This window comes from Marinobacter sp. (assembly GCF_041595835.1).
In the GTDB taxonomy this organism is placed as follows: domain Bacteria; phylum Pseudomonadota; class Gammaproteobacteria; order Pseudomonadales; family Oleiphilaceae; genus Marinobacter.
Genome location: NZ_JBFHJO010000001.1, coordinates 1 through 20,334, shown reverse-complemented (window position 1 = coordinate 20,334; position 20,334 = coordinate 1). Strand labels below are relative to the sequence as shown.

Here is a 20,334-nt window from a genome sequence, read left to right as displayed (position 1 = left end):
ACAACGCCGCTGATTTGAAACAGTTTATTGGAGAGGTGTCCGAGTGGCTGAAGGAGCACGCCTGGAAAGTGTGTATACGTTAATAGCGTATCGAGGGTTCGAATCCCTCCCTCTCCGCCAAATTAAAACCCTGATTTTCGTATAGAGAATCAGGGTTTTTTATTGACGGGTCGGAATGACGTTCATGTTGTTCAGGTCAGGCCCGCCGACTGCAGCACAAATACCCCGATAGTGACCGTCACACTGGCCAGTAGTGTTGTCAGTGCGATGATGTTGGCGGCCATCCGGTCATTTCCTCCAAGCGCTTTGACCATGACAAAACTCGCTGCGGCTGTCGGGCTGGCAAAAAACAGGAACATCAGGCCCAGCTCTCGCCCTTCAAAACCAAATAGCCAGGCAGCAAGTGTGCAGGCCATTGGCAAGGTAACCATTTTCCAGATAGCTGAGCCCAGGGCGGGTCCACTTTCTGTGCGTATAGACTTCAGTGAAACCGTTGCGCCAATGCAAAGCAAGGCGAGGGGAAGTGTCAGAGAGGCAAAATATTCACCACTGGTCATTACCCACTGTGGAATACTTATTTCTGCAGCAGCAAAAGGGATAGCAAGAAAAACGGATATAATCAGTGGGTTGCGAGCGATATCTCTGGTGATACTGGAGAAGTTCATGACCTTGTCCGGCTGGTAAGCCAGCAGAACGACAACAGACAGAATGTTGTAAGAAATGATCACCAGGCCAAGCAATATGCCTCCTGCTGAGAGCCCGTAGTCGCCATATAGGTTGGCGGCTAACGCCAGCCCTACAATGCCACAGTTCCCTCTGAAGGCCCCCTGAACATAGACGCCCCGATCATCGGCTTTGCTCACTCTTTTGGTGGCCCAAAGCCACACTGAACAAAAACTCATCAAGGTTGCGACCAGGTAAAACAGGAGCACGCTCGGGTTTAGTGTCGTGCTCAGATCTGCTTTTACGATCGCGAGAAAGACCAGGGTTGGGAGAGTGGCCTTAAACACCAGGGCAGATGCGGTGGTAATAAAATGCTGGTCAACCCATCCGATGCGGCGCAGACCAATGCCGAGGAATACCATGGCAAAGACAGGCAAGGTGATTTCAAGGGTGTATGTAAACGTTGCTAGCAGATTGCTCAAAGGTTGCAGGGTTCCTGTTTGCTGGCGTCAATGGAAAAGGCCTCCACAAGGGAGGCCTTCAGGTTTGATTATACAGATAAGTCTAATCGAAGGTTCTGGGGGCAACCGCATCGGGTTTTAAAAAAGTCTTCTCGCCGGTATTGCTGTGATCAGCAAGGACTTTGCCATCATGTTCACGAACCTGTCCGTACATGGAATGTTTGTGGAATGAAGGGCCGAACTTCTCGAGTGTTTCCTTTACGTCGCCTGTGTAGCGAGGATCCTGCGGGCGCTCCTGGCTGTCCATAAAGAAAGCGATATCCCAGGCGTCCTGGTCTGACAACGAATTAGGCTGGCCCAGAGGCATGTTGTTCTTGATAAAGCCTGCTGCGGTGAACAGACGGACAATACCGGCACCCCAGTTGTTAGACATATCACCCCAGGGTGCGGGAAACACGGTCTGGCCATCTACACGCAGTCCGGAACCATCTTCACCGTGACAAACCGAGCAATTGTCTTTGTAGAGTTGCGCTCCCCGCTCGTAGCTGAGTTCTTTAGGGCGTTCTGGTGCTGGGAAACCCCGGCCGTAAATGGGCTTCTTGGGGTACATTTCGACTCCGGTTGCCAACCACTGATGATAAGCCGCCAGTGCCAGCATGTTGTCACTGCCGTACTCCAGCGGCTTGCCGTTCATGGAGTAGGTGAAACAACCGGCAATGCGTTCTTCAAGGTTGTTTACGTGGCCGTTTTTACCTCGATAGTCGGGTAGGGTTACCGCGGCAGGCCAGACTGGGGCGCTGAAAGGCATTCGGCCTTCGCCCAAATGGCAGCTGGAGCAGTTCATGTTGTTGAAAACATTTTTGCCACGCAGTTGCTGGGTGTTGGTGAACAAGCTATAGCCCTTGCGAATAACCTTCTTGAGTTCCGGGTGGATATCGGCTTCCTCAAGATCCGCCATGGTGGGGGGGATATGTACCAGCTGGTTCTCGGTTGGCGCAGGAAAGCCCATTTCCGTTAGCGTGTCGATGAGTGTTTGCGATTGATCATTGGCCGCGACATTGGCAGAGAATAATGCTGTCCCGGATAGTACGACGGATAAGAATATGCGTGTCATGATGTCTGTATCCCCTTATTTGGTTCCGGAGCCCTGATTTGCCAACCACACGGCTACGGCATGAATATCTTTATCGCTCATTCGGCGAGCAATGGTACCCATCAGGTCCTGGGGGTCGTTTTTGCGAGTGCCGGCCTTCCATGCGTTCAGCTGTGCTTTGATGTAGCCTGCATGCTGGCCTGCAATGCCCGGGAACACATCGCCTGCACCACGGTTACCGGGGCCATGGCAGCTTTTGCAGGACACAATGTAGTTCGCCCAGTCGCCGCGTTCAGCAATCTGTTCGCCGCGCTTTAGTGTGGCTTCATCGGCATCTTCGCCGCCTTGACCCGCTGTTGGCTTCATCTGGCTGTAATAGGCAGCAACATCTGCGATCTTCTGATCGTCTAGCATGCCAACGAAAGGTGTCATGGTCGCGCTCTGGCGGGTTCCGTTTTTGAGGTCATGAATCTGTTTGGCGAAATAGCTGGCATTCAAACCAGCGAGCCGTGGCCAGGATTCACCACCCTCTATATGCATGCCACTGCCATCGGCCTGGTGACAGGCGACGCAAAGGTTTGCGACCTCCGCACCCCGGGTTGCATCACCTTCGGTGGCGTGGGCAAAGCTGGTAAGTGCAGCGAGTCCATATATGGCTAGTTTTAATGGTGTTTTTCTCACAGTTCGTGGCCCTCCCAGTGTACAAATTCACTTTTTAGTGTTTTTGCTTATTTGTATATAACTAAGGCGCAACCTGCGATTCTCTCGCGATGACGATCAATATAGCAAGAGCTCTTACCCTAAAAGCTAATGGGGTGGTGCATGGTCAGGTAATTTAGTTTACTGTTCTCAGGTATTCCGGAAGTCAGATACTATCTTTAACGAATAGCAGGAACACCTATGGCGGCCGCTGACCCATCTCAGGAAGAGCTAAAGAAAGTGTTGCAGGAAACCCCTAAAGATCAACCGGTAGTTATGTTGAATTTGCTGCGGTTTCGTGACCGGGCTGAGTACAAGGATGAAAGTGAAGAGTGTTCCGGGCGCGATGCCTATAAGCGCTATATGGATGAGGCTGCAGAATGTGTCACAGCTGTTGGCGCCGAAGTGGTTTGGTCTGGCCGTAGTGTTGGCTCCCTGATTGCACCACCAGAAGAATCCTGGGATCAGGTGTTATTGGTTCGATACCCCTCTATAAGTGCCTTTCTCGCGATGATTGAGAATCCCGACTACAAAGGTGTACTCAAGCACAAAACGGCTGCACTCGAGGATTCAAGGCTGGTGGCCAATGTAGAAAACGGGCTCTGATCAAAGCCCGCTTGTTACTACGCCGGTTTGCTGGATGATCATGTACGCGACGGTGCCTGTTGCAATTGACAACAGAGCATTGCCTTTCCAGACGTGAATGGCCACCACCAGGCATCCGGGTATCAAGGCATCTAGTCCCGGAAGTCCTGAATCCCAATGGGCCGATCGCTGTAAAAAAATTGTCGCCAGAAGCGCCATTACGGCTGCCGGCAAATAGCGCCCCAGGTGTCTTACAAGTGGGTGCTCTGTGTGTCTTTCGAAAAATAGAAACGGTACTACGCGCGTAGCGAAGGTCGCCAGAGCCGAGACGGCTATAAACGCAGCCAGATAGTAGTTTTCAGTCATGGTTGGTCTCCGGCTGCAGTGTTGTTTGGCGATGACAGCGGTAGTGCAGAAGCAGTACGCCGGTGACAAGGGCGATGGCGGCGATCAATTGATGGGTGGCTGGTATCAGCAGCATAGCAACTCCGGCGGCAAGAGCTCCCGCCCAGATCGGAAAACCATTCCTCAGTACCTTGAACTGCTCAATCGTTAGAACAATAAAGAGTGCGACCAGGGCAAATTCAATGCCGGTACTGTTGAACGCTACCCATTCCCCCAGAAGTGCGCCCAGGGTACAACCCAGTACCCAATAAATCTGGTTGAAACCCGTGATCCGGAAATCGACTTCTTGTTCGTGATGGCGGTCACTTGAACGGGGGCGGCTAGTGAGCAACGAATATGTTTCATCCGTTAATCCGAAAATCAGATAACCTTTACGCCAGCCCGCGCCGCGGAATTGCCCAAGTAATGACAAGCCATAAAACAGGTGTCTGGCATTAAGTACCAGCATTGCCACGGCAACTTCGACAAGCCCTGCATTAACCGATAGCAGGCTAACGGCCAGAATCTGTCCTGCGCCAGCGTAGATCAGCAGCCCCATCAGTGGTGCAACCCACCAGGCATAGTCCAGCTGTGTGGTGAACAGTACGCCAAAGGCCATGCCTAAAGGCAAGTAGCCAAACAGGATGGGTAAGGTTAGCTTGAAGACGTTTTGATTCATTAGCTTCCAAACTTTGTGAAAGCGGGGATGATAATGAATTGCCGGCTTATTGAGAAGGTTCGTATGCTTGGCCGACATAAATACCGGGTAGATCCTGATCCGTCTGAAGGTGCTAGGGTATGATTGGCGGCGTTAAACCATAATATACGGTCCTTCACGGGAGATGATATGAACGAATATACAGAGCGGGAGCCTGAACCGGATCCGCGAGAGGAGAAGTTTGTAGTAGAGGCCAGCTTGCTTACCCAGGACCAGCTTGAGGGTTTGGCAGAGGAGTATTGTACTCGCTACCATGGCTTGAATGATACCGAAAACCCGCTTGCTGAGCGCAGCAGGGTTCTTTCAGCAATAAGTCAGGGTGACCTCGTAGTTTGGTTTGATCCAGTAGAAAATACCGCAAGTCTGGCCGCCCCGGCCTGATTTGATGGGAGCCTGATCTATGACGTGTGACAAGGTTTTGGGTGGCTTGCCTATCCTGTCGATGGTGTAAACGTTACAATCAGATTGATTTTTATTACCTGATGGTGAGGTGAGCTTTGATCAGGGTACTGGTTGTTGATGACCATGAACTGGTGCGCTCGGGTATTACCCGTATGTTGGCAGACGATCCCGACATCGATGTGATTGGCGAGGCTGCTTCTGGTGAGGGCGCTATTGAGTTTGTACGCAATGCCCGTCCGGACATCGTTCTGATGGATATTCGTATGCCTGGAATCGGCGGGCTTGAAGCTACCCGGAGAATTCTCAGGTTTGATGATTCTATCCGGGTTATTGTGGTAACGGCTTGTGCTGATGACCCGTATCCCACCCGAGTCATGCAAAGTGGCGCCGCAGCCTATATTACCAAGGGGTCGGATATTCAGGAAATGGTTCGCGCCATTCGAAAAGCTCATTCTGGTCAGCGTTATATCAGTCCCGAAATCGCTCAGAAAATGGCTTTGAAAAACCTGGGTGGCGACAAGGATGAGGATGGTGAGCTTTCAAAGTTCGAGCGTTTGTCTGAGCGGGAAATGCAAATTGCCATGATGGTGGTGGAGTGTCAGAAAGTTCAGGATATTTCGGACAAGCTTTGCTTGAGCCCGAAAACTGTGAATAGCTATCGCTACCGGATTTTCGAGAAGCTGGAGATCTCCAGCGATGTGGAGTTGGCACTGATGGCGGTACGACTTGGATTGCTGGATGCCGACACCGTCTGAACCTGTCGAGCCAATGCGGGGGTTTGACAGTAAAAGCTTCCTGAAACAACTGTCTGAACGTGCCGGTGTTTATCGAATGTACGATAGTGCCGGGGCTATACTCTATGTGGGTAAAGCCCGAAATTTGAAAAACCGCGTTAGCAGTTACTTCCGAAAAACCGGCCTGGCCCCCAAAACAGAGGCGCTGGTCAGCAAGATTCACTCCATTGAAATTACGGTTACCGGCAGCGAAACCGAAGCTCTGCTGCTGGAACAAAACCTGATTAAATCACTTCGTCCGCCTTATAATATTCTGCTCAGGGATGATAAATCTTACCCTTATATTTACTTATCATCTCACGCTGATTATCCATCGCTGACGTTCCGTCGGGGGAGGACCAAAAAGGGGGGCGGCACTTGGTTCGGGCCGTTTCCAAGCTCAGGAGCCGTCAAGGAAAGTCTTAATATTTTACAAAAGGTTTTCCGCATAAGGTCTTGTGATGAAAGCTATTTCAGGAATAGAAATCGTCCTTGTCTGCAGTATCAGATTAATCGATGTACCGCTCCTTGTGTGGGATACATTACTCCTGAGGAGTATCAGCAAGATATCCGCCGTGCCACTATGTTTCTGGAGGGCAAGAACCCTGCGATCATTCATGATCTGATGAACGCGATGGAAGAGGCTTCAGCCAAACTTGAGTTTGAAAAAGCAGCAATCTATCGCGATCAGGTTAACCATCTGCGTCACGTGCAGGAGCAGCAGTCAGTAGACGGTGAAGGTGGCGATGCGGATGTGATTGCCATTGCTCAGGATGCGGGCATCGTGTGCATTGTGGTGATTATTGTGCGTGGTGGGAGGGTGCTTGGCACCAAAGATTATTTCCCGAGGTTCTCACTGGAGCAATCAGAAGGAGAGTTGCTGTCATCATTTCTTGGGCAATATTATTTTGGCGGTGATACCCGGCGGGAAATCCCCAAGGATATTCTGGTTCCGGTTAACGTAGATGGACAGGAATTATTAACGAAAGCTCTTACAGAGTCGGCAAACCGTGAAACCCGAATCCGCGGAAACGTGCGAGGTGAGCGAAAGCGCTGGCTAGAGCTTGCTATGACCAACGCCCGGCAAACATTGTTGACTCACCTCGCCAGCAAAGAGACAGTTTATCGGCGGTTGCTTGCATTACGGGACTTGCTTGAGTTGACGGAAACACCTTCTCGCATGGAGTGTTTTGATGTCAGCCATAGTCATGGGGAAAATACCGTCGCATCCTGCGTGGTTTTCGACGAGAATGGCCCCCTCAAGAGCGATTATCGGCTATACAATATTGAGGATGTTAAAGCCGGAGACGATTACGCGGCTATGCGCCAGGTTTTGACTCGTCGCTACCGACGCTTGGTTAATGGCGAGGGCAAAAGACCCGATTTGGTGTTTATTGATGGCGGTAAAGGCCAATTGAATATCGCCAGAGAAGTGTTTGACGAGCTGGGGATTTCAGATATCCCGTTGATTGGTGTTGCGAAGGGTGTCACTCGCAGGGCTGGCATGGAACAATTGATCGATGCCATGACGGATGCCATTTTCCGGGTGCCGGCCGATTCACCGGCACTGCACCTGATTCAGCATATACGGGATGAGTCGCACCGGTTTGCTATTACCGGCCACCGGGCACGGCGTGATAAAAAACGCAGACAGTCCACTCTTGAGGGCATCGAAGGAGTAGGGCCAAAACGCCGGCGGGAACTGATACGCTATTTCGGTGGCATACAGGGAATCCGGAAAGCCGGTGTTGACGAAATCGCCAAAGTGCAAGGCATCAGCAAAGCACTGGCCGAATCCATTTACGCAGCACTGCACAACGAATAATAGGGAAACCATGAATTTACCGAACCTAATTACCATGTCTCGCATCGTGATGATCCCGGTGTTCGTGGTGGTTTTCTATTTACCCTCAGAGTGGAGTTACATGGCTAGCGCGGCTATTTTTGCGCTGGCGGGGATTACCGATTGGCTCGATGGTTATCTCGCCCGAAAGCTCAATCAAAGCACGCCATTTGGCGCCTTTTTGGATCCGGTGGCGGACAAACTGATGGTTGCCGTAGCGCTGGCGGTTCTGATTGAAGGCTACGCTGCCGTATTACTCACTATTCCTGCGACGATCATCATCGGGCGTGAAATCGTGATCTCAGCGCTGAGAGAATGGATGGCCGAAATCGGCAGCCGTGGCAGCGTGGCAGTTTCCTATATTGGTAAGATTAAAACCACCGCCCAGATCGCTGCCATTGTTGGTTTGCTGGCATTTCCTCCGGGCAATTTCTGGGCATATGTGGCAATTGGATTGCTGTATATTGCAGCGGCACTGACTCTTTGGTCTATGTATCTGTACCTGCATGCGGCCTGGGGCGACCTGTTCCCCAAGGCTAAAAGCAAAGAGAGTCAGGCTTAACTCAGGGGGCAGTTGAAGGTGCCTTGTTTACACAGCTCCGGGCCCAATGAGTAAGCTCTTCCGCAAGGGTGTTTCCTGCACGGGAGAATGCTTCTACCGCTGAGTCCAGGTCGGTGTCTTCCGAAGGCTCCCGAATAGACCAGTTACGAATGCAGAGGCTTTCACCGCTCCGGTTTTCTGTCAGTTCGGCATGTAATTCAAGGATGGCTTCAGGTTTGTTAGCCCTGATGACACTGATATAAAAGGCCGACAGTTCTGTCAGTAGTGTGATATTGGTGTTTGCCGGGCTTGTGTCTATCACGATGTTACGAAAGCCGTGACTATTGCGTAGATGTCTGGCGAGATGATCCCGGATAAGTACTGCGGTGCTGTCCCGCCAACGGGCTTGTCTGAACGCCTGAAATTCGTATGGGGTTGGCTTTAACAGAATGATCGAGCTGTCTATCGGGGCTGAAGCGAGGGGGGTATCAACTCGAACAGTAAACGGTAATGCCTGGTCATATGTGGTTTGTGACGGTGCAACAGCAAGGTCCATGACCCGGGGCGGTTCAGGCCGGGGAAGCACAGTGCAGGCAGCTGTCGATATTGCTGTCGTCAGGATTGCGAGCCGGGCTATAAATGATGTCATTGCTCAAACTCCTTGATGGTTGTTCCGCCCCAGAGAGTGCCTGACGGGTCTTGTTCGAGCCGGCGGGTAAAGGCATTCAGGTTACGCAGAGTGCGCCTTAACTCGCGCAGTGCGGGATCAAGCTGAGAAAGACCCTGAAGGCCCGCATCCAAAGCGTGTTCATTGCTGCTGGTAATCTTGTCAACTCGCTCTAAAGACGGTTGCAAGGTCGACAGGGCAACATCCATTGCGTTAAGCACGGGGACAACTCGATCGTTTAGTACTGAGCGGGTGTTGTCTGAAACACCGGATACCTTTATCGCTGCTTCTTCGGCACGCACGGCAGCACTGTCAAACTTAGCCAGCAGCTCGATGAGGGTATCTCTGTTAGCAAGAAGGGAGTCGGTGGCTTCCCGGGTATTGCGAAGAAGAACCGTAATATTTTCGACGTTTTCGGTAGCGAGCAATCGGTTCATGTTGGTTAATAGCTGTTCAGCCTGAGACAGCATGGCTTCGCCGTTATTGAGAAGGTTACTGAGTGTGGAAGGCTCTGCTGTTATCAATGGCGGGTTTTCACGATCCCCCTCAAGTATCGGGCTTTCAGGTGTACCACCGGTGAACTGGATACTCATGCTACCCGTTATATTGGCCAGTACCAGCCCGGCCTTTGTGTTTACGCGCACCGGTATTTCTTTGTGAACACGAACCAGCACACGAACATTGGCCGGATTTTCCGGAGCCAGGGTCAGGTCCAGAACATCTCCGACCTGAATACCGCTGTATAAAACCGGATTGCCTTTAGTCAGACCGCTGACCGGATGGTCAAACCCAATCTGATAATAAGCCCATTCACGGTCAGCTGAAGACTTGCCCAGCCACAACGCAAACAGCAGGGCAGCGCTCACTACTGCCAGCGTAAACAATCCTATAATGACGTGATGGGCCTTTGGTTCCATTTAGCTGGGCTCCTGTTGTGTCAGTCTGTTTCGGGCCGTGATGGCCGCACGCCCGCGGGGGCCGTGAAAATACTGTTGAACCCATGCGTCATTTGTTTGAGCAACTTCGTCAAGGGTGCCCGCTATTAATACTTTACGTTGGGATAATACTGCTACGCGGTTGCAGGTTGTGTAGAGGGTGTCCAGATCATGGGTGACAAGAAATACAGTTAATCCCAAGGCGTTGCTCAGAGTCACAATGAGGTCATCAAACGCGGCGGCACCAATTGGGTCCAGCCCGGCGGTGGGTTCATCCAGAAACAGAATTTCCGGGTCCAGCGCCAGTGCGCGGGCCAGGGCTGCACGTTTAACCATTCCTCCAGACAGTTCAGCCGGGTATTTTAAAGCAGCGTCTGCAGGCAAGCCTGTCAGCGATAATTTCATTCGGGCCAGTTCTTCCGCATCGGACCGGCTTAGTCCTGCATGTTCGATCAAGGGTAGAGAGATGTTCTGCACCAGGTTTAACGATGTAAATAGTGCACCTCCTTGAAAAAGTACACCAAAGCGCTGTTCGTATAACGATCTTTCCGCTGAAGAGAGTTCAGTCAGATCCACGCCAAATACATGAATATGTCCTGCGTCTGGTGCGTTTAATCCCACAATCGTTCGTAGTAGAACTGACTTTCCGGTTCCTGAACCGCCTACCACTCCCAGAATTTCACCAGTATATAAATCTAAATCCAGGCCATCGTGAACTATGTGATTGCCAAATCGAGTGTTCAGCCCACGGACTTCAATTATCGGCTTGTTGTGTTGGGGATTGTCAGGTTTAGCCATGTGTTACCAGCCCATTTCCATAAAAAACAATGCGGCGATTGAATCCAGTAAGATCACCATGAAGATCGACTGAACCACGCTTGAAGTGGTGTGTTCACCTACGGACTGCGCACTGCCAGCCACCTTGAAGCCTTCAAGACAACCAATCACTGCAATCAAAAACGCAAATATCGGAGCTTTACCGAGCCCCACCAGGAAGTGTTTCAGGGCGATATCACGTTCAACTATGGCTATAAACTGGCTTGGAGGAATGTCCAGTGTTATTGCGCACACAACGGCGCCACCGACCATTCCCGAAATCATGCCAATGAAGGTAAGTGCAGGAAGGCTCACCATCATTGCCAACACACGAGGCAGAACCAGCAACTCAACAGGATTAAGGCCAAGGGTGCGTATGGCGTCCAACTCTTCATTGACCTTCATGGCGCCGATATGTGCAGTAAATGAGCTGGCAGTGCGACCGGCTAACAAAATGGCAGCAAGCAAAACGCCAAACTCCCGAAGGAATGAAAAAGCTACCAGGTTTACGGTGTAGATTGTCGCACCAAAATCCTGCAGTACTGTCGCTCCCAGGAAAGCAATAACTGCGCCTACCAAAAAGGTCAGCAGGGCGACAATAGGCAGTGCGTTGAGGCCGGTATCTTGCACGGCTGCAACAAAAGAAGTCACCCGCCATCGGCTGGGGCGGGGGAGGATGTAAAACAACGAGGAAAGTGTTTCGCCGATAAATCCGGAAAGTAGCCACATGAGCCGGGAAACGGACGTGACCTTTTGTCCAATAGTGCCCAGAAACGCCAGTATTGGGTTTATTTTGGGGGGGCAGAACTCATCGTTCTCCATGGCCGAAGCAACAGCGTTTATCAGCGCCTTTTGTTCATCGGCCAGCCCCGAGCTATTTAACGCCATGAGCAGGGCGCGCGCACCAACGAGTTTTACAAGGAGTGAGGCACCGGCGGTATCGACTCGCCCCAGTTGAGACAGATCCGGTGTAAATTCGGGAGGTGCTTTCTGCTGAATAGTGCTTATCAGCTGAGATAGTGAGCTGTATTGAGCTAAGGTCCAGGCGCCACTCAGAACCAAATGAGTGCCGTTGAATTCCGCACTACCTGGAAGCTGGCCTGGTGATGATGAAAGAAGTCCGGAACGGATCGCCACTGAGTAAAGACATCCCTGTAACTGTTCACTCCAAGCTTAAAGATTCCAGTAGTGGTCTGCCAGTATCTTTCGATCTTCTTCATCATGGCTTGCGAGAATCAAGGCAACGCCTCGGGATTTCTCTTCAAGTAACATGGTTCTAAGGCTATTTTTAGCCTCTGAATCCAATCCGGTCAGGGGCTCATCCAGAAGCAATAAGGGCTGGCGGCGAAGAATGGCTCTGACGAGCGCTACCCGTTGCCTCTGACCTCCTGAAAGGTCACCGGGCATCCGTTTGCTGAAACCCGCCAGGCCTGTGCGCTCCAGGCCTTGATCTATCTGTTTTTTTTGTTCGGGGCTGAGTTTTAATCCCGGGTGCAAACCAAGGCCAATATTGGTCGCTACGTCCAGATGTTCAAACAGGTTATGTTCTTGAAAAACGCTGGTGACAGGTCGCTCCCAGGGGGCTAAATGCTGGATTGGCCGCTTGTTCCAACATATTGTTCCTGAGTCTGGTTCAAGAAAACCTGCAATGAGGTTAAGCAACGTTGTTTTACCTGACCCGCTAGGCCCATGAATAGCAATGCACTGGCCTGGTGTTAACGAGAAATGATATTCCCAGCCGTTTTCCTGGCCTGGGTAAAGAAAACACAGGCGTTCTACGTTAAGCATGTTTGGGCTCCAGGAGTGCTGGCGAGGAAGATGTATGCCTGCGATAGATGGGGGGACGACCCATGGCTGAAAACAGTCCGAAAATGAGTACAAGAAGGATCAGCAGCCATAAACCAGTCCCGGCGGCTTCGGATACTCGGTAGCTGCCAAGCTGCTGATAAAGCAGAACTGGCAGAGTGGGTTGCCCGGGACTTCCAAAGAGTGCGATAACACCAAAATCACCCATAGACAGGGCAATTCCATAGGCAAGCCCCAGCGCTATAGGCCGGCGTAATAGTGGCCAGTAGATCCGGTGCCAGCGATACCAGCCAATAATGCCTAACTGGTCCGCTACTCGCAGAGAATGACTGTCGAGGCTGTTCAATGGGCCACGTAAGATCTGAATAATGAAGGGCAGGGCCATCAGGCTGTTTATCAAGGCCACTAAAACCCAGCCTTGCGCATTGTGTCCCAGCCCCGGCCGTAACAGCAGAAATAGCCCTGTGCCGAGAACAATGGGGGGGACGATTAAGGGGAGATAACCGGTAGTTGTAGGGATGGCTTTCAATATTCCATTCTGAGCTTTTCGGGCCGAGGCCAAAATAAACAAGGCGCTGCCAACGGAACCAAAACCGGCAGGCAAGGCAATCAGTAAACTTCGACCGGTGGCTGGAAGCAGTTGTTCATAAACTGAACCACTACCAAATGAAAAAAGAGTTGGTAAACCGCGGCTGGCAATTGCTGTAAGAGGGAGCAGTAAGAAAACGCTGAATATAAAGAGAAGGGTGGCATAAAAAGCGCTTTGTAACGGCCACCCCCTAAGCGGTACCGGGTGAGAAAGTTGCCGGTTGGGTATAAGTGATGACTCCAGGCGCTGGCGGAAAACCAGCAACCACAAACCGCCACAAATCAGGAGCTGAATGACCGCCAATACAGCCGCCTGAGGGAAGTCAAATTCAAATCGAAGTGCTTGGTATATAGCTACTTCCAGGGTAGTGGCGGCAGGGCCTCCACCCAGTGTCATGATGATGGCAAAGCTGGTGAAGCATAACGTGAACACCAAGGCAAATAGCCCTGGTAACACCGGCCGCAAGGCGGGCCACTCAACCGAACGCCACAGCCACCATCCGCGAAGACCTAGCTGGGATGCTATCCGAAGTCGTGATGACGGAATGGCTTCCAAGGCTTGCAGCATCACTCTTGCGGCAAGTGGTGCGTTGAAGAAAACATGGGCTAAGAGTATGCCATTCAGGCCATACAGGCTCCAGCCATGCCCGGGAGCCCACTCGTTTAGAAGTCCGGTAGCCCAACCTTGCCTGCCATAAACTCCGATAATACCGGAAACCGCCACGATTGTTGGCAGTACCAGGCTTAACTCCATAATTCTCAGCAGCAAACCGCGCGCCGGGAAATGCTTATACCTGGCCAGCGCCCGGGCAACCGGTAACGCCAGGACCAGGCTTAGAAATACCGACAACATTGCCTGCCAAACTGTAAACCACACTACGCCCTGCAGATACCGGCTGTTCAGTACAGTGGCGATATCAAGGCTGCCTGCTGTCAGCAGCATGCTACCAAGCCCGAAAGCGATGAGCAGAATCAGGGACAGCCCGAGCAATAGTCCAGGGGCCAGCTGCCATCCAGGGTGGCTAAGTGGGGCGGTTCGGGCTGGAGAATTCATTGCGCTACTGGGTCATAGCGTTCAGCCAGTCGTTGATCAACTTGCGACGCTGGCTTGCAACTTCTGCGGGTGGCATAAAAAAGGTGTTTTTGGGGGTTATCAGCCGATCAAATACTTCGGGTAGTTCAGTCCCAAGGTCGATAGCCGGGTACATCACATTTTTCAGTGGAATGTGCCGCTGAAAATCTGGCGTTAGCATGAAGTCCAGAAACGATCGGGCGAGGTCTTTGTTTTTGGACGATTCAACCAAAGCCGCAACTTCGACTTGCAGATAATGGCCTTCTTTGAATTCGACGGCCTGATAGCGGTCGGTTTTATCAATAGCCATATGGTAAGCCGGGGACGTGCTATAGGACAGGATCATCGGAGCTTCGCCATTCATGAACAGTGAAAAATAGCCGTCACTCCAACTCTGGGTTGTTGCCAGAATTTTCTTGCTGAGTTGTTCCCATTTTGCCGATGCTTCATCACCGTATACCGAGTGCATCCATAACAACAGACCCAGCCCTGGAGTGCTGGTGCGGGGGTCTTGAATGACGATTTTCAAGTCGTCCGGAGCATTAATCAGCGCGTCTAGGCTGGCGGGTGGCTCAGGCAGTTGCTGTGTATCGTACACAAATGCAAAGTAGCCCCAATCGTAGGGGATAAAATGTGAGTCGTTCCAGTCAATGGGAAGAGCCAGTTGTTCTAAAGTGCGCTCATGTTTACCTATGAGCCCGGTTTGACGTGCAGTTTCCATTGTGGCTGTGTCCAGGCCCAGAACAATATCCGCAGGTGTGGATGTACCTTCTAGCCGAAGCCGTTGAAGAATATCCCCTCCGCTGTCCAGAACCGTATAGTTCAGAGTACATGCGCAGTGCGCTTCAAACGCTTCCTTTACACCGGGCCCCGGGCCCCATTCAGCGGCGAAAGAAGGGTGGGTGTACACATTCAGAACCGGGTGGTCAGAAGACTTCGCAGCCAGTGGCAGAGATACGGCCAATAACAGAAGTGACAAACGGTAAAACATGTGCGGCATCCTGTGTAAAAAGGGGAGTAACCATGCCGCGGCAAACACTGTTTGGTACAGTGCTACTCAATCCCTTCGCCGGCATTATCCGTGTCAGGTTCCGCGGGTGTGGTCTCAGCCCTGAAAGGGCACCCCGTTGAGTTGTTGCAAGTCTACCATGGCGAAAGCGCAGTAGAAATGCGGTGGAATTGTAGCCGGAAGGTTAAAAAATGTACGGAATGACAAAAGTCTCAAATTTCGCTGCTAGAATGGGGCATATTATCAGTCAGATACCTGACACTCTTAATTCTTGAGGTGATGTGCGGATGTTTCAGCACAATAAACGAAGCCCTTTTTCATTGTTACCGGGCCTGGCACTTTGTTTGTCTCTTTCCGCTCACGCTCATGGGGAGCCATTTGACGATAGTCTTCTTGCTCAGTTGGCGGACTCTGCACCCAAACTTAACCCTGATGTTCTGGATGCCGCATTCAAAGCAACACGGTGTGCCGTAAATAATGGTGTAGCCATGCCAGAACGCTTAGCCGTGATCGATTTTTCCTTGCCATCCAATAATGAGCGGATGTGGATTTTCGATTTAGAGCAGGGCAGTCTACTGCTTAAAGACCTTGTCGCCCATGGGAAGAACTCAGGCGAAGTGGAGGCTAACTCGTTTTCTAATATTGAGGGCAGTCACCAGTCAAGCATTGGCCTGTTCAAAGCGAATGAAAGCTATAAAGGCTCGCATGGGTATTCTTTGCGGCTTGATGGCCTGGAGCCGGGCATTAATGACCTGGCTCGTCAACGGGCAATTGTTATTCACGGCGCAGATTATGTCAGTCCGGACTGGGTTGCAGACTATGGGCGGATCGGTCGCAGTCACGGCTGCCCCGCAGTTGATCGGAATGTGATCCGGTCAGTCGTTGACAACCTGAAAGGCGGCCAGCTTGTTTTCACTTACTATCCTGACCAGAAGTGGCTTCAGACGTCTAGTTTCCTGAATTGTGATAGCCCTGCCCAAGTGGCCAAAGCCAACCATTCAAGTGACGGTAATTCCTGAGCTCTATATCGACAAGGCTCTTTACAGATCCTGGGTGGAGAAGCGCAGTTTATGCTTCTCCAACAGTTCTTCTGGCATGTTATCCATTGTGTAATTCCTGAACGGTTCCTGATCCATCATTCGTTTTAATCCTTCCAGTGTATGAATGGGCGCATCAGTGGCGACAATGTTTGCGACCCATGCCGGTACTAGCCCGCCCGGGTCCACGTGGGTGGTAAAGGTGATACGAGTCCAGCCATCGGCCAAGGGTTCGAGATAGAAACTGTTGTCCAGCATTGGAATGCGTACATAGCCTGGTTGTTCCGGCGCAGCGCTTTTCATACCGATGGATTGGACCGTGACAGCTCCACCAGCTTGTTCTTGAGTAAATGTAGACTGCATGATCAGGTCGCGGTCGGACACCGGCCAGACTCCATCAAACATCATCCACAACAGCCGTTGGCCTTCGCTGGTGTAGTAGTGGCGGGCCTTTTGGCAGTTATAAATCCATTCCTGACACAAAGAAATATCATCAATTACTGCAAGTGCGGCCGCTATGGAATGCTGGGTTTCTACCACTCCGCGGAATTGTTTTATGGGTGTGTCTGAGACGACGCGTACAGAAGTGGTAATGTCGCCTCGTTCTTTACCTTGTTGTTCGGTTACCCACTCGGATGCCAAGCCAGGAGTAGTGGTGGAAAATAGAAGTGCAGCAAAACAGGAGTATGTAAATATTTGAATGCGCATGAGCAAGCCCTGGCGTGAGATTAAGAGTGCGGTTGCTCATACTGATGGAAATATTCTTTGCTATCTTGGGGCCAGTTCGCTGTTTTAGGGGGTTGGCCTGAAATGATACGTGTTGATTTTGGCTAAAAAACACCCACATTACCTATAAAAACAAAAGGTTGAAAAAAGTTGTTGACGAAACCAGCGTAATCCGTAGAATACGCATCCGTTGACGAGGCAAAGCCTCTGAACGAAGAGCGGGAATAGCTCAGTTGGTAGAGCACAACCTTGCCAAGGTTGGGGTCGCGAGTTCGAATCTCGTTTCCCGCTCCATTTCAAAGTCTCTCAATGCCTCCTGAGAGCAAAGGCCTGTCAAGGCTTACCCGGCGCGGTGGCAGAGTGGTTATGCAGCGGACTGCAACTCCGTGTACGCCGGTTCGATTCCGACCCGCGCCTCCATTTCTTTACAGCAAAATCAACGCACTAATCCTGTTGATTTTAGTTGTATTCCTGACCAAAAAATATCCAAATTAAACCCAAAATATTATCCGCGGTATCGAGTGATTCCTCCGGGCGTGTTTAGCAACTGATAGCAAAAAGCCTCGCCGGAATTGGTCGAGGCTTAATAGTGAATTGAGGCTACATGTTGGTAAAAAATAAGGCTAGATTATTGTGTTGGGCTCAGGCCCTTTCAAGTGCCTTTTCGCGCAGGAAAATCAGGTATTGGTAAGCCTCCCTGGGATGCATATAGGGGATACGTTGTTCGGCTGTTCCGATTGCAAATTTCGCGAGATCATCATCTGTCGCATATAGCAGGAAGACTCCATCTTCCAATACAGGGTCGCCTGAAAAGATCTCATGAGGCTCGCTAGGGGTATCGAACTCCAAGCTCATCCGTTTTTCAATATCATAAATTTCAACGGCCAGCACCTCGTCAGTGAGCTCTGTGTTATTGAGCAAGTCTCGGACTTCCTTTTTGATGACTTCCCCCATCCAGGCTGCTGGAGGTCGCTTAACCTCTACTCAAAAGAGAGGTTAAAAATGGGGGGATTACACAGCGACATACTGTGTCGCTTCCCATGCAGGCGACTATGTCGAATTTCTATGCATGTTGGTGAAAGCGACTCAAGTCTTGGAATGTGGCTCTAAATCAAGCACTATTGGCTTTATAAAAAGTGCAGCCTACCTGTTAGCCTGCGACGATGTATTAATAGGGAAATGTCAGGGATCAGTACCGAGTGAATCCACGGGAAATGAGGTTTCGAGTCTGATTATTTTCGCACCATGTGAAGCCTGGCATGAATGGATGAAGGAAGCGGTAACTTTACCGAATGACAACAGGGCTGACGCTGAAGTCGGTACCGCTGTCGGGAGTTCAGGTTCAGACACTTATACTTCACCAGAGAAGCCGATCTCGTCTGAGCCAGTTTGATACGGGTTTCACCATGCGAATGGTTGGCGGGGCGTTAATCTGTCAGCCATCGCTATAGAGAGGGGTGCAACCTAAGCCTGAATGTTATGGCTTTTGGGGCAGGAAATTGAATCTAAGGAATAACATGAAAATCAGAATGATGTGCTTGGGTTTGTTGGTGTCTACCGCGGCTGTGGCAAATGATGTTGATCGCAACCCAACGTCAGCATCCATCCTAAACCTTACCGACCAAGCGGTAGATTTGTGGGTGAATGGTGAGTATCGAGAATTAGGGGCAGGCGTGGCAATGCTGCAACCTTGTCTTGTTGGCGAGAAAGTTGAAGTTCAAGTGGGCATGGAGCTCAGCCACATCGAGTGTGGTGAAACTAAGGAGATTGAATAATGAAACGCATAGCTACGATTCTCGCAACTGCTTTTTTCCTCACCGCCTGTGGCGGTAGCGAAAATTCCGATGGTTCAAAAAAGAGCACGTACAGCTCCTGCACAATCACTAAGTCCGAGGCTATCCTCGCAGCAGATCGTGCCACTGACCTAAAGCAATGCTGGGATGGTGTCGATTATGAAGAAAAGAACCTAGCATTGAACTGGTGTAAGCAGAAAGTCAGTTCCTATGTGGCGTCTGCATACCTTGTTGGCCATACCGTCGAGTTCGAAGTTGCTTCTACGAATTGCCCTTGAATCCATGCGCTTCCCACTGGATGAGGTTCTAAACCGCGCCGAGCAAGCAGAGGATTTAGACGGTCAGTTTATTTTCCTCTGGATCGCCTTCAATGCGGCCTACGCAACCGAGATCGGTGATGAGTATCGAACCTCTGAAAAGCATTCTTTCAGTAGTTTTCTCGAGAAGCTATCCGGCTTGGATAAAAACCGACAGCTGGAGCAGCTGGCTTGGGCGGAGTTTCCAAAAAGCATCCGTGTGTTGCCGAGTAACCGGTATGTGTTCCAGGGGGGCTGGGATTTCCATAACGACCGGATTAGCCAAGAAGCGTGGGAAGATCAATTCGAGAGCGCGAAGGTCGCTGCCCAGACTGCACTTGGCAAACAAGACACCCCCACTGTTCTAGGGGTAGATCGATTTGGCGACTCTACCTGTCGCACCTGCAGGGCATGATGGCTTGGTCGTGTCTGAAACCGGTAGCAAATAAGCAAACGGTTTGCATAGACCAGATTCGGTGGCTCGTTCACTCTGATGAGTAGCGAGTGTTTATTGTTATTAAAAGGAAGTTGAAATGAAGTTGAATAAATCTGCGTTGGTTCTGTCCCTTGCCGTTCTGGCTCACACTTCGGCGCAAGCCGCTGAACCGCAGGCAGGGTATGTAGGTGTGTCGTTAGGGCAGGCTACAGTGGAGGATTTCTGTGATGGGTCGGAGACTTCGTGCGACGACAGTGCGCTCTCTCTGCGTGTATACGGGGGAACGGAGCTAAACGGTTTTGCGAACCTTGAGTTTGGCTACCGTTATATCGATGACGTAGAGGTATCCGGAGTGTTGAGTGGCGTGGCTGTTGCCGGTGCGGTTAATGGACACTTCGTTGATACAACGTTTCAGCTAGGAATGCCGGAAGCAGGGCCGTTTAAGGTGTTCACCAAGGCGGGTCTGCTGTTGTGGCGCCTAAATTATGAAGCGACGGCTAGTAACGGCTTTATGACGGTTTCTGAGAGCGATAGCGATACGGGTGTTGCATTCCGAACGGGGCTTGGCGTTAGCTTTGATGTCTCTGACTCGGTACGCCTACGTGCTGACTGGGATTATCTCGTTAACGTCGGTGATGAAGATGAAACCGGCGAAACCGATATCAACGTCTTTAGCGTAGGACCTGAGTTCCGTTTCTAACAGAACGTTGTTTTGCGCCTGGGCCTCATGAAATAGGCCCGGGCGTTTCCTGTCTTGTGTCATTCAATGAATGTGTACTAAGCCAGCCCAAGCCCATCTCTGGATGGTCCATCGTCATGGCATCAACTCGCCACGAACTTAACTCTGACCCAGTGAATTTATTTACCGCTTGCCTCCTAGGTGGTGCCGTCGGCGATGCCCTGGGCGGAGTGACCTGCTCCCAACTTTCTTGACCCTGACCCCATATTAGGTCCACCCAGAATTGGAAGAATCCGGCTCCAATTGCTTCTG

At 51.1% G+C, this 20,334-nt stretch carries 23 protein-coding genes, 3 tRNA genes and 1 riboswitch; of the genes, 12 read left to right on the top strand and 14 right to left on the bottom strand.

Annotated elements, in window-relative coordinates:
- The first annotated feature begins 29 nt into the window (after positions 1 to 29).
- Positions 30 to 120, top strand: a tRNA-Ser gene (locus ABYA77_RS00130).
- Between the two features lie 71 nt (positions 121 to 191).
- Here ABYA77_RS00130 and ABYA77_RS00125 read toward each other — a convergent pair.
- The 3 genes from ABYA77_RS00125 to ABYA77_RS00115 all read right to left on the bottom strand — a co-directional run bounded on the left by ABYA77_RS00125 (position 192) and on the right by ABYA77_RS00115 (position 2,898).
- Positions 192 to 1,136, bottom strand: a complete 945-nt coding sequence (locus tag ABYA77_RS00125) for an AEC family transporter (protein ID WP_372964117.1) — start codon at positions 1,134 to 1,136, stop codon at positions 192 to 194.
- A 91-nt stretch (positions 1,137 to 1,227) separates the two neighbouring features.
- Entirely contained in the window at positions 1,228 to 2,238 is a 1,011-nt protein-coding gene (locus ABYA77_RS00120; protein WP_372963900.1) for a c-type cytochrome, read from the bottom strand.
- A gap of 15 nt (positions 2,239 to 2,253) precedes the next feature.
- Positions 2,254 to 2,898: a cytochrome c gene (locus tag ABYA77_RS00115; protein ID WP_372963899.1), complete on the bottom strand. Its 645-nt coding sequence runs from the start codon at positions 2,896 to 2,898 to the stop codon at positions 2,254 to 2,256.
- Between the two features lie 219 nt (positions 2,899 to 3,117).
- Between ABYA77_RS00115 and ABYA77_RS00110 the strand changes: the two genes are divergently transcribed.
- The gene (locus ABYA77_RS00110; protein WP_372963898.1) at positions 3,118 to 3,522 is read left to right on the top strand and encodes a DUF1330 domain-containing protein; all 405 of its coding nucleotides are present in this window, start codon (positions 3,118 to 3,120) and stop codon (positions 3,520 to 3,522) included.
- On the opposite strand, the gene ABYA77_RS00105 is transcribed toward ABYA77_RS00110, so the two are convergent.
- A complete protein-coding gene (locus ABYA77_RS00105; RefSeq protein ID WP_372963897.1) occupies positions 3,523 to 3,867 on the bottom strand; it encodes a branched-chain amino acid transporter permease in 345 nt (114 codons plus the stop codon).
- On the bottom strand, positions 3,860 to 4,564 hold the full coding sequence (locus ABYA77_RS00100) for an AzlC family ABC transporter permease (protein WP_372963896.1): 705 nt from the start codon (positions 4,562 to 4,564) through the stop codon (positions 3,860 to 3,862). The genes ABYA77_RS00105 and ABYA77_RS00100 overlap by 8 nt, the downstream gene beginning before the upstream one ends.
- A 168-nt stretch (positions 4,565 to 4,732) precedes the next feature.
- Between ABYA77_RS00100 and ABYA77_RS00095 the strand changes: the two genes are divergently transcribed.
- From ABYA77_RS00095 to pgsA, 4 genes are all read left to right on the top strand, one after another.
- Positions 4,733 to 4,984, top strand: coding sequence for a hypothetical protein (locus ABYA77_RS00095; protein WP_372963895.1), 252 nt, complete (start codon positions 4,733 to 4,735; stop codon positions 4,982 to 4,984).
- Between the two features lie 116 nt (positions 4,985 to 5,100).
- A complete protein-coding gene (uvrY, locus tag ABYA77_RS00090) occupies positions 5,101 to 5,760 on the top strand; it encodes a UvrY/SirA/GacA family response regulator transcription factor (protein ID WP_372963894.1) in 660 nt (219 codons plus the stop codon).
- A complete protein-coding gene (uvrC, locus tag ABYA77_RS00085) occupies positions 5,744 to 7,603 on the top strand; it encodes an excinuclease ABC subunit UvrC (RefSeq protein ID WP_372963893.1) in 1,860 nt (619 codons plus the stop codon). Before uvrY ends, uvrC begins: the two co-directional genes overlap by 17 nt.
- Before the next feature lie 10 nt (positions 7,604 to 7,613).
- The gene (pgsA, locus tag ABYA77_RS00080) at positions 7,614 to 8,183 is read left to right on the top strand and encodes a CDP-diacylglycerol--glycerol-3-phosphate 3-phosphatidyltransferase (protein WP_372963892.1); all 570 of its coding nucleotides are present in this window, start codon (positions 7,614 to 7,616) and stop codon (positions 8,181 to 8,183) included.
- Between the two features lies 1 nt (position 8,184).
- On the opposite strand, the gene ABYA77_RS00075 is transcribed toward pgsA, so the two are convergent.
- The 7 genes from ABYA77_RS00075 to thiB are packed head-to-tail and all read right to left on the bottom strand — an operon-like array spanning position 8,185 to position 15,037.
- Positions 8,185 to 8,811, bottom strand: coding sequence for an ABC-type transport auxiliary lipoprotein family protein (locus ABYA77_RS00075; RefSeq protein WP_372963891.1), 627 nt, complete (start codon positions 8,809 to 8,811; stop codon positions 8,185 to 8,187).
- Complete coding sequence (locus tag ABYA77_RS00070) at positions 8,808 to 9,746, bottom strand: MlaD family protein (RefSeq protein ID WP_372963890.1); 939 nt, start codon at positions 9,744 to 9,746, stop codon at positions 8,808 to 8,810. Before ABYA77_RS00070 ends, ABYA77_RS00075 begins: the two co-directional genes overlap by 4 nt.
- Positions 9,747 to 10,562, bottom strand: coding sequence for an ABC transporter ATP-binding protein (locus tag ABYA77_RS00065; RefSeq protein ID WP_372963889.1), 816 nt, complete (start codon positions 10,560 to 10,562; stop codon positions 9,747 to 9,749).
- Between the two features lie 3 nt (positions 10,563 to 10,565).
- Positions 10,566 to 11,717 (bottom strand): MlaE family lipid ABC transporter permease subunit, encoded by a 1,152-nt coding sequence (locus ABYA77_RS00060; protein ID WP_372963888.1) that lies wholly within the window; start codon positions 11,715 to 11,717, stop codon positions 10,566 to 10,568.
- 36 nt (positions 11,718 to 11,753) lie between these two features.
- Positions 11,754 to 12,368, bottom strand: coding sequence for an ATP-binding cassette domain-containing protein (locus tag ABYA77_RS00055; RefSeq protein WP_372963887.1), 615 nt, complete (start codon positions 12,366 to 12,368; stop codon positions 11,754 to 11,756).
- Positions 12,361 to 14,028 carry a thiamine/thiamine pyrophosphate ABC transporter permease gene (thiP, locus tag ABYA77_RS00050; protein WP_372963886.1) on the bottom strand — a complete coding sequence of 556 codons (1,668 nt, stop codon included), beginning with the start codon at positions 14,026 to 14,028 and terminating at the stop codon, positions 12,361 to 12,363. The genes ABYA77_RS00055 and thiP overlap by 8 nt, the downstream gene beginning before the upstream one ends.
- 4 nt (positions 14,029 to 14,032) lie before the next feature.
- Positions 14,033 to 15,037, bottom strand: coding sequence for a thiamine ABC transporter substrate binding subunit (thiB, locus tag ABYA77_RS00045; RefSeq protein ID WP_372963885.1), 1,005 nt, complete (start codon positions 15,035 to 15,037; stop codon positions 14,033 to 14,035).
- Between the two features lie 53 nt (positions 15,038 to 15,090).
- Positions 15,091 to 15,183, bottom strand: a riboswitch (TPP riboswitch).
- Between the two features lie 159 nt (positions 15,184 to 15,342).
- Here thiB and ABYA77_RS00040 point away from each other — a divergent pair.
- Positions 15,343 to 16,074 carry a murein L,D-transpeptidase catalytic domain family protein gene (locus tag ABYA77_RS00040; RefSeq protein WP_372963884.1) on the top strand — a complete coding sequence of 244 codons (732 nt, stop codon included), beginning with the start codon at positions 15,343 to 15,345 and terminating at the stop codon, positions 16,072 to 16,074.
- Positions 16,075 to 16,095: 21 nt separating this feature from the next.
- On the opposite strand, the gene ABYA77_RS00035 is transcribed toward ABYA77_RS00040, so the two are convergent.
- The gene (locus ABYA77_RS00035; protein WP_372963883.1) at positions 16,096 to 16,800 is read right to left on the bottom strand and encodes an START domain-containing protein; all 705 of its coding nucleotides are present in this window, start codon (positions 16,798 to 16,800) and stop codon (positions 16,096 to 16,098) included.
- 236 nt (positions 16,801 to 17,036) lie between these two features.
- Here ABYA77_RS00035 and ABYA77_RS00030 point away from each other — a divergent pair.
- Together ABYA77_RS00030 and ABYA77_RS00025 are read left to right on the top strand one after the other, a co-directional pair.
- Positions 17,037 to 17,112 (top strand) — tRNA-Gly (locus ABYA77_RS00030).
- Between the two features lie 52 nt (positions 17,113 to 17,164).
- Positions 17,165 to 17,238: transfer RNA gene (locus tag ABYA77_RS00025), tRNA-Cys, on the top strand.
- 222 nt (positions 17,239 to 17,460) lie between these two features.
- Here ABYA77_RS00025 and ABYA77_RS00020 read toward each other — a convergent pair.
- Positions 17,461 to 17,772: a hypothetical protein gene (locus ABYA77_RS00020; RefSeq protein WP_372963882.1), complete on the bottom strand. Its 312-nt coding sequence runs from the start codon at positions 17,770 to 17,772 to the stop codon at positions 17,461 to 17,463.
- Positions 17,773 to 18,335: 563 nt separating this feature from the next.
- Here ABYA77_RS00020 and ABYA77_RS00015 point away from each other — a divergent pair.
- The 3 genes from ABYA77_RS00015 (at position 18,336) to ABYA77_RS00005 (ending at position 20,043) form a co-directional block, all read left to right on the top strand.
- Complete coding sequence (locus tag ABYA77_RS00015; RefSeq protein WP_372963881.1) at positions 18,336 to 18,593, top strand: hypothetical protein; 258 nt, start codon at positions 18,336 to 18,338, stop codon at positions 18,591 to 18,593.
- Positions 18,594 to 18,821: 228 nt separating this feature from the next.
- Positions 18,822 to 19,322 carry a hypothetical protein gene (locus tag ABYA77_RS00010; protein ID WP_372963880.1) on the top strand — a complete coding sequence of 167 codons (501 nt, stop codon included), beginning with the start codon at positions 18,822 to 18,824 and terminating at the stop codon, positions 19,320 to 19,322.
- Between the two features lie 118 nt (positions 19,323 to 19,440).
- On the top strand, positions 19,441 to 20,043 hold the full coding sequence (locus ABYA77_RS00005) for an outer membrane beta-barrel protein (RefSeq protein ID WP_372963879.1): 603 nt from the start codon (positions 19,441 to 19,443) through the stop codon (positions 20,041 to 20,043).
- Positions 20,044 to 20,334 lie beyond the last annotated feature (291 nt).

Bases quoted from the DNA above. Each gene is read 5' to 3' on its own strand.
- ABYA77_RS00105 (WP_372963897.1), bottom strand. From the start codon at position 3,867: ATGACTGAAAACTACTATCTGGCTGCGTTTATAGCCGTCTCGGCTCTG.
- ABYA77_RS00020 (WP_372963882.1), bottom strand. From the start codon at position 17,772: ATGGGGGAAGTCATCAAAAAGGAAGTCCGAGACTTGCTCAATAACACA.
- ABYA77_RS00005 (WP_372963879.1), top strand. From the start codon at position 19,441: ATGAAGTTGAATAAATCTGCGTTGGTTCTGTCCCTTGCCGTTCTGGCT.
- ABYA77_RS00015 (WP_372963881.1), top strand. From the start codon at position 18,336: ATGAAAATCAGAATGATGTGCTTGGGTTTGTTGGTGTCTACCGCGGCT.
- thiB (WP_372963885.1), bottom strand. From the start codon at position 15,037: ATGTTTTACCGTTTGTCACTTCTGTTATTGGCCGTATCTCTGCCACTG.
- ABYA77_RS00035 (WP_372963883.1), bottom strand. From the start codon at position 16,800: ATGCGCATTCAAATATTTACATACTCCTGTTTTGCTGCACTTCTATTT.
- ABYA77_RS00110 (WP_372963898.1), top strand. From the start codon at position 3,118: ATGGCGGCCGCTGACCCATCTCAGGAAGAGCTAAAGAAAGTGTTGCAG.
- ABYA77_RS00095 (WP_372963895.1), top strand. From the start codon at position 4,733: ATGAACGAATATACAGAGCGGGAGCCTGAACCGGATCCGCGAGAGGAG.
- pgsA (WP_372963892.1), top strand. From the start codon at position 7,614: ATGAATTTACCGAACCTAATTACCATGTCTCGCATCGTGATGATCCCG.
- uvrC (WP_372963893.1), top strand. From the start codon at position 5,744: ATGCCGACACCGTCTGAACCTGTCGAGCCAATGCGGGGGTTTGACAGT.
- ABYA77_RS00070 (WP_372963890.1), bottom strand. From the start codon at position 9,746: ATGGAACCAAAGGCCCATCACGTCATTATAGGATTGTTTACGCTGGCA.
- ABYA77_RS00010 (WP_372963880.1), top strand. From the start codon at position 18,822: ATGTGGCGTCTGCATACCTTGTTGGCCATACCGTCGAGTTCGAAGTTG.
- ABYA77_RS00055 (WP_372963887.1), bottom strand. From the start codon at position 12,368: ATGCTTAACGTAGAACGCCTGTGTTTTCTTTACCCAGGCCAGGAAAAC.
- thiP (WP_372963886.1), bottom strand. From the start codon at position 14,028: ATGAATTCTCCAGCCCGAACCGCCCCACTTAGCCACCCTGGATGGCAG.
- ABYA77_RS00075 (WP_372963891.1), bottom strand. From the start codon at position 8,811: ATGACATCATTTATAGCCCGGCTCGCAATCCTGACGACAGCAATATCG.
- ABYA77_RS00100 (WP_372963896.1), bottom strand. From the start codon at position 4,564: ATGAATCAAAACGTCTTCAAGCTAACCTTACCCATCCTGTTTGGCTAC.
- ABYA77_RS00040 (WP_372963884.1), top strand. From the start codon at position 15,343: ATGTTTCAGCACAATAAACGAAGCCCTTTTTCATTGTTACCGGGCCTG.
- ABYA77_RS00120 (WP_372963900.1), bottom strand. From the start codon at position 2,238: ATGACACGCATATTCTTATCCGTCGTACTATCCGGGACAGCATTATTC.
- ABYA77_RS00065 (WP_372963889.1), bottom strand. From the start codon at position 10,562: ATGGCTAAACCTGACAATCCCCAACACAACAAGCCGATAATTGAAGTC.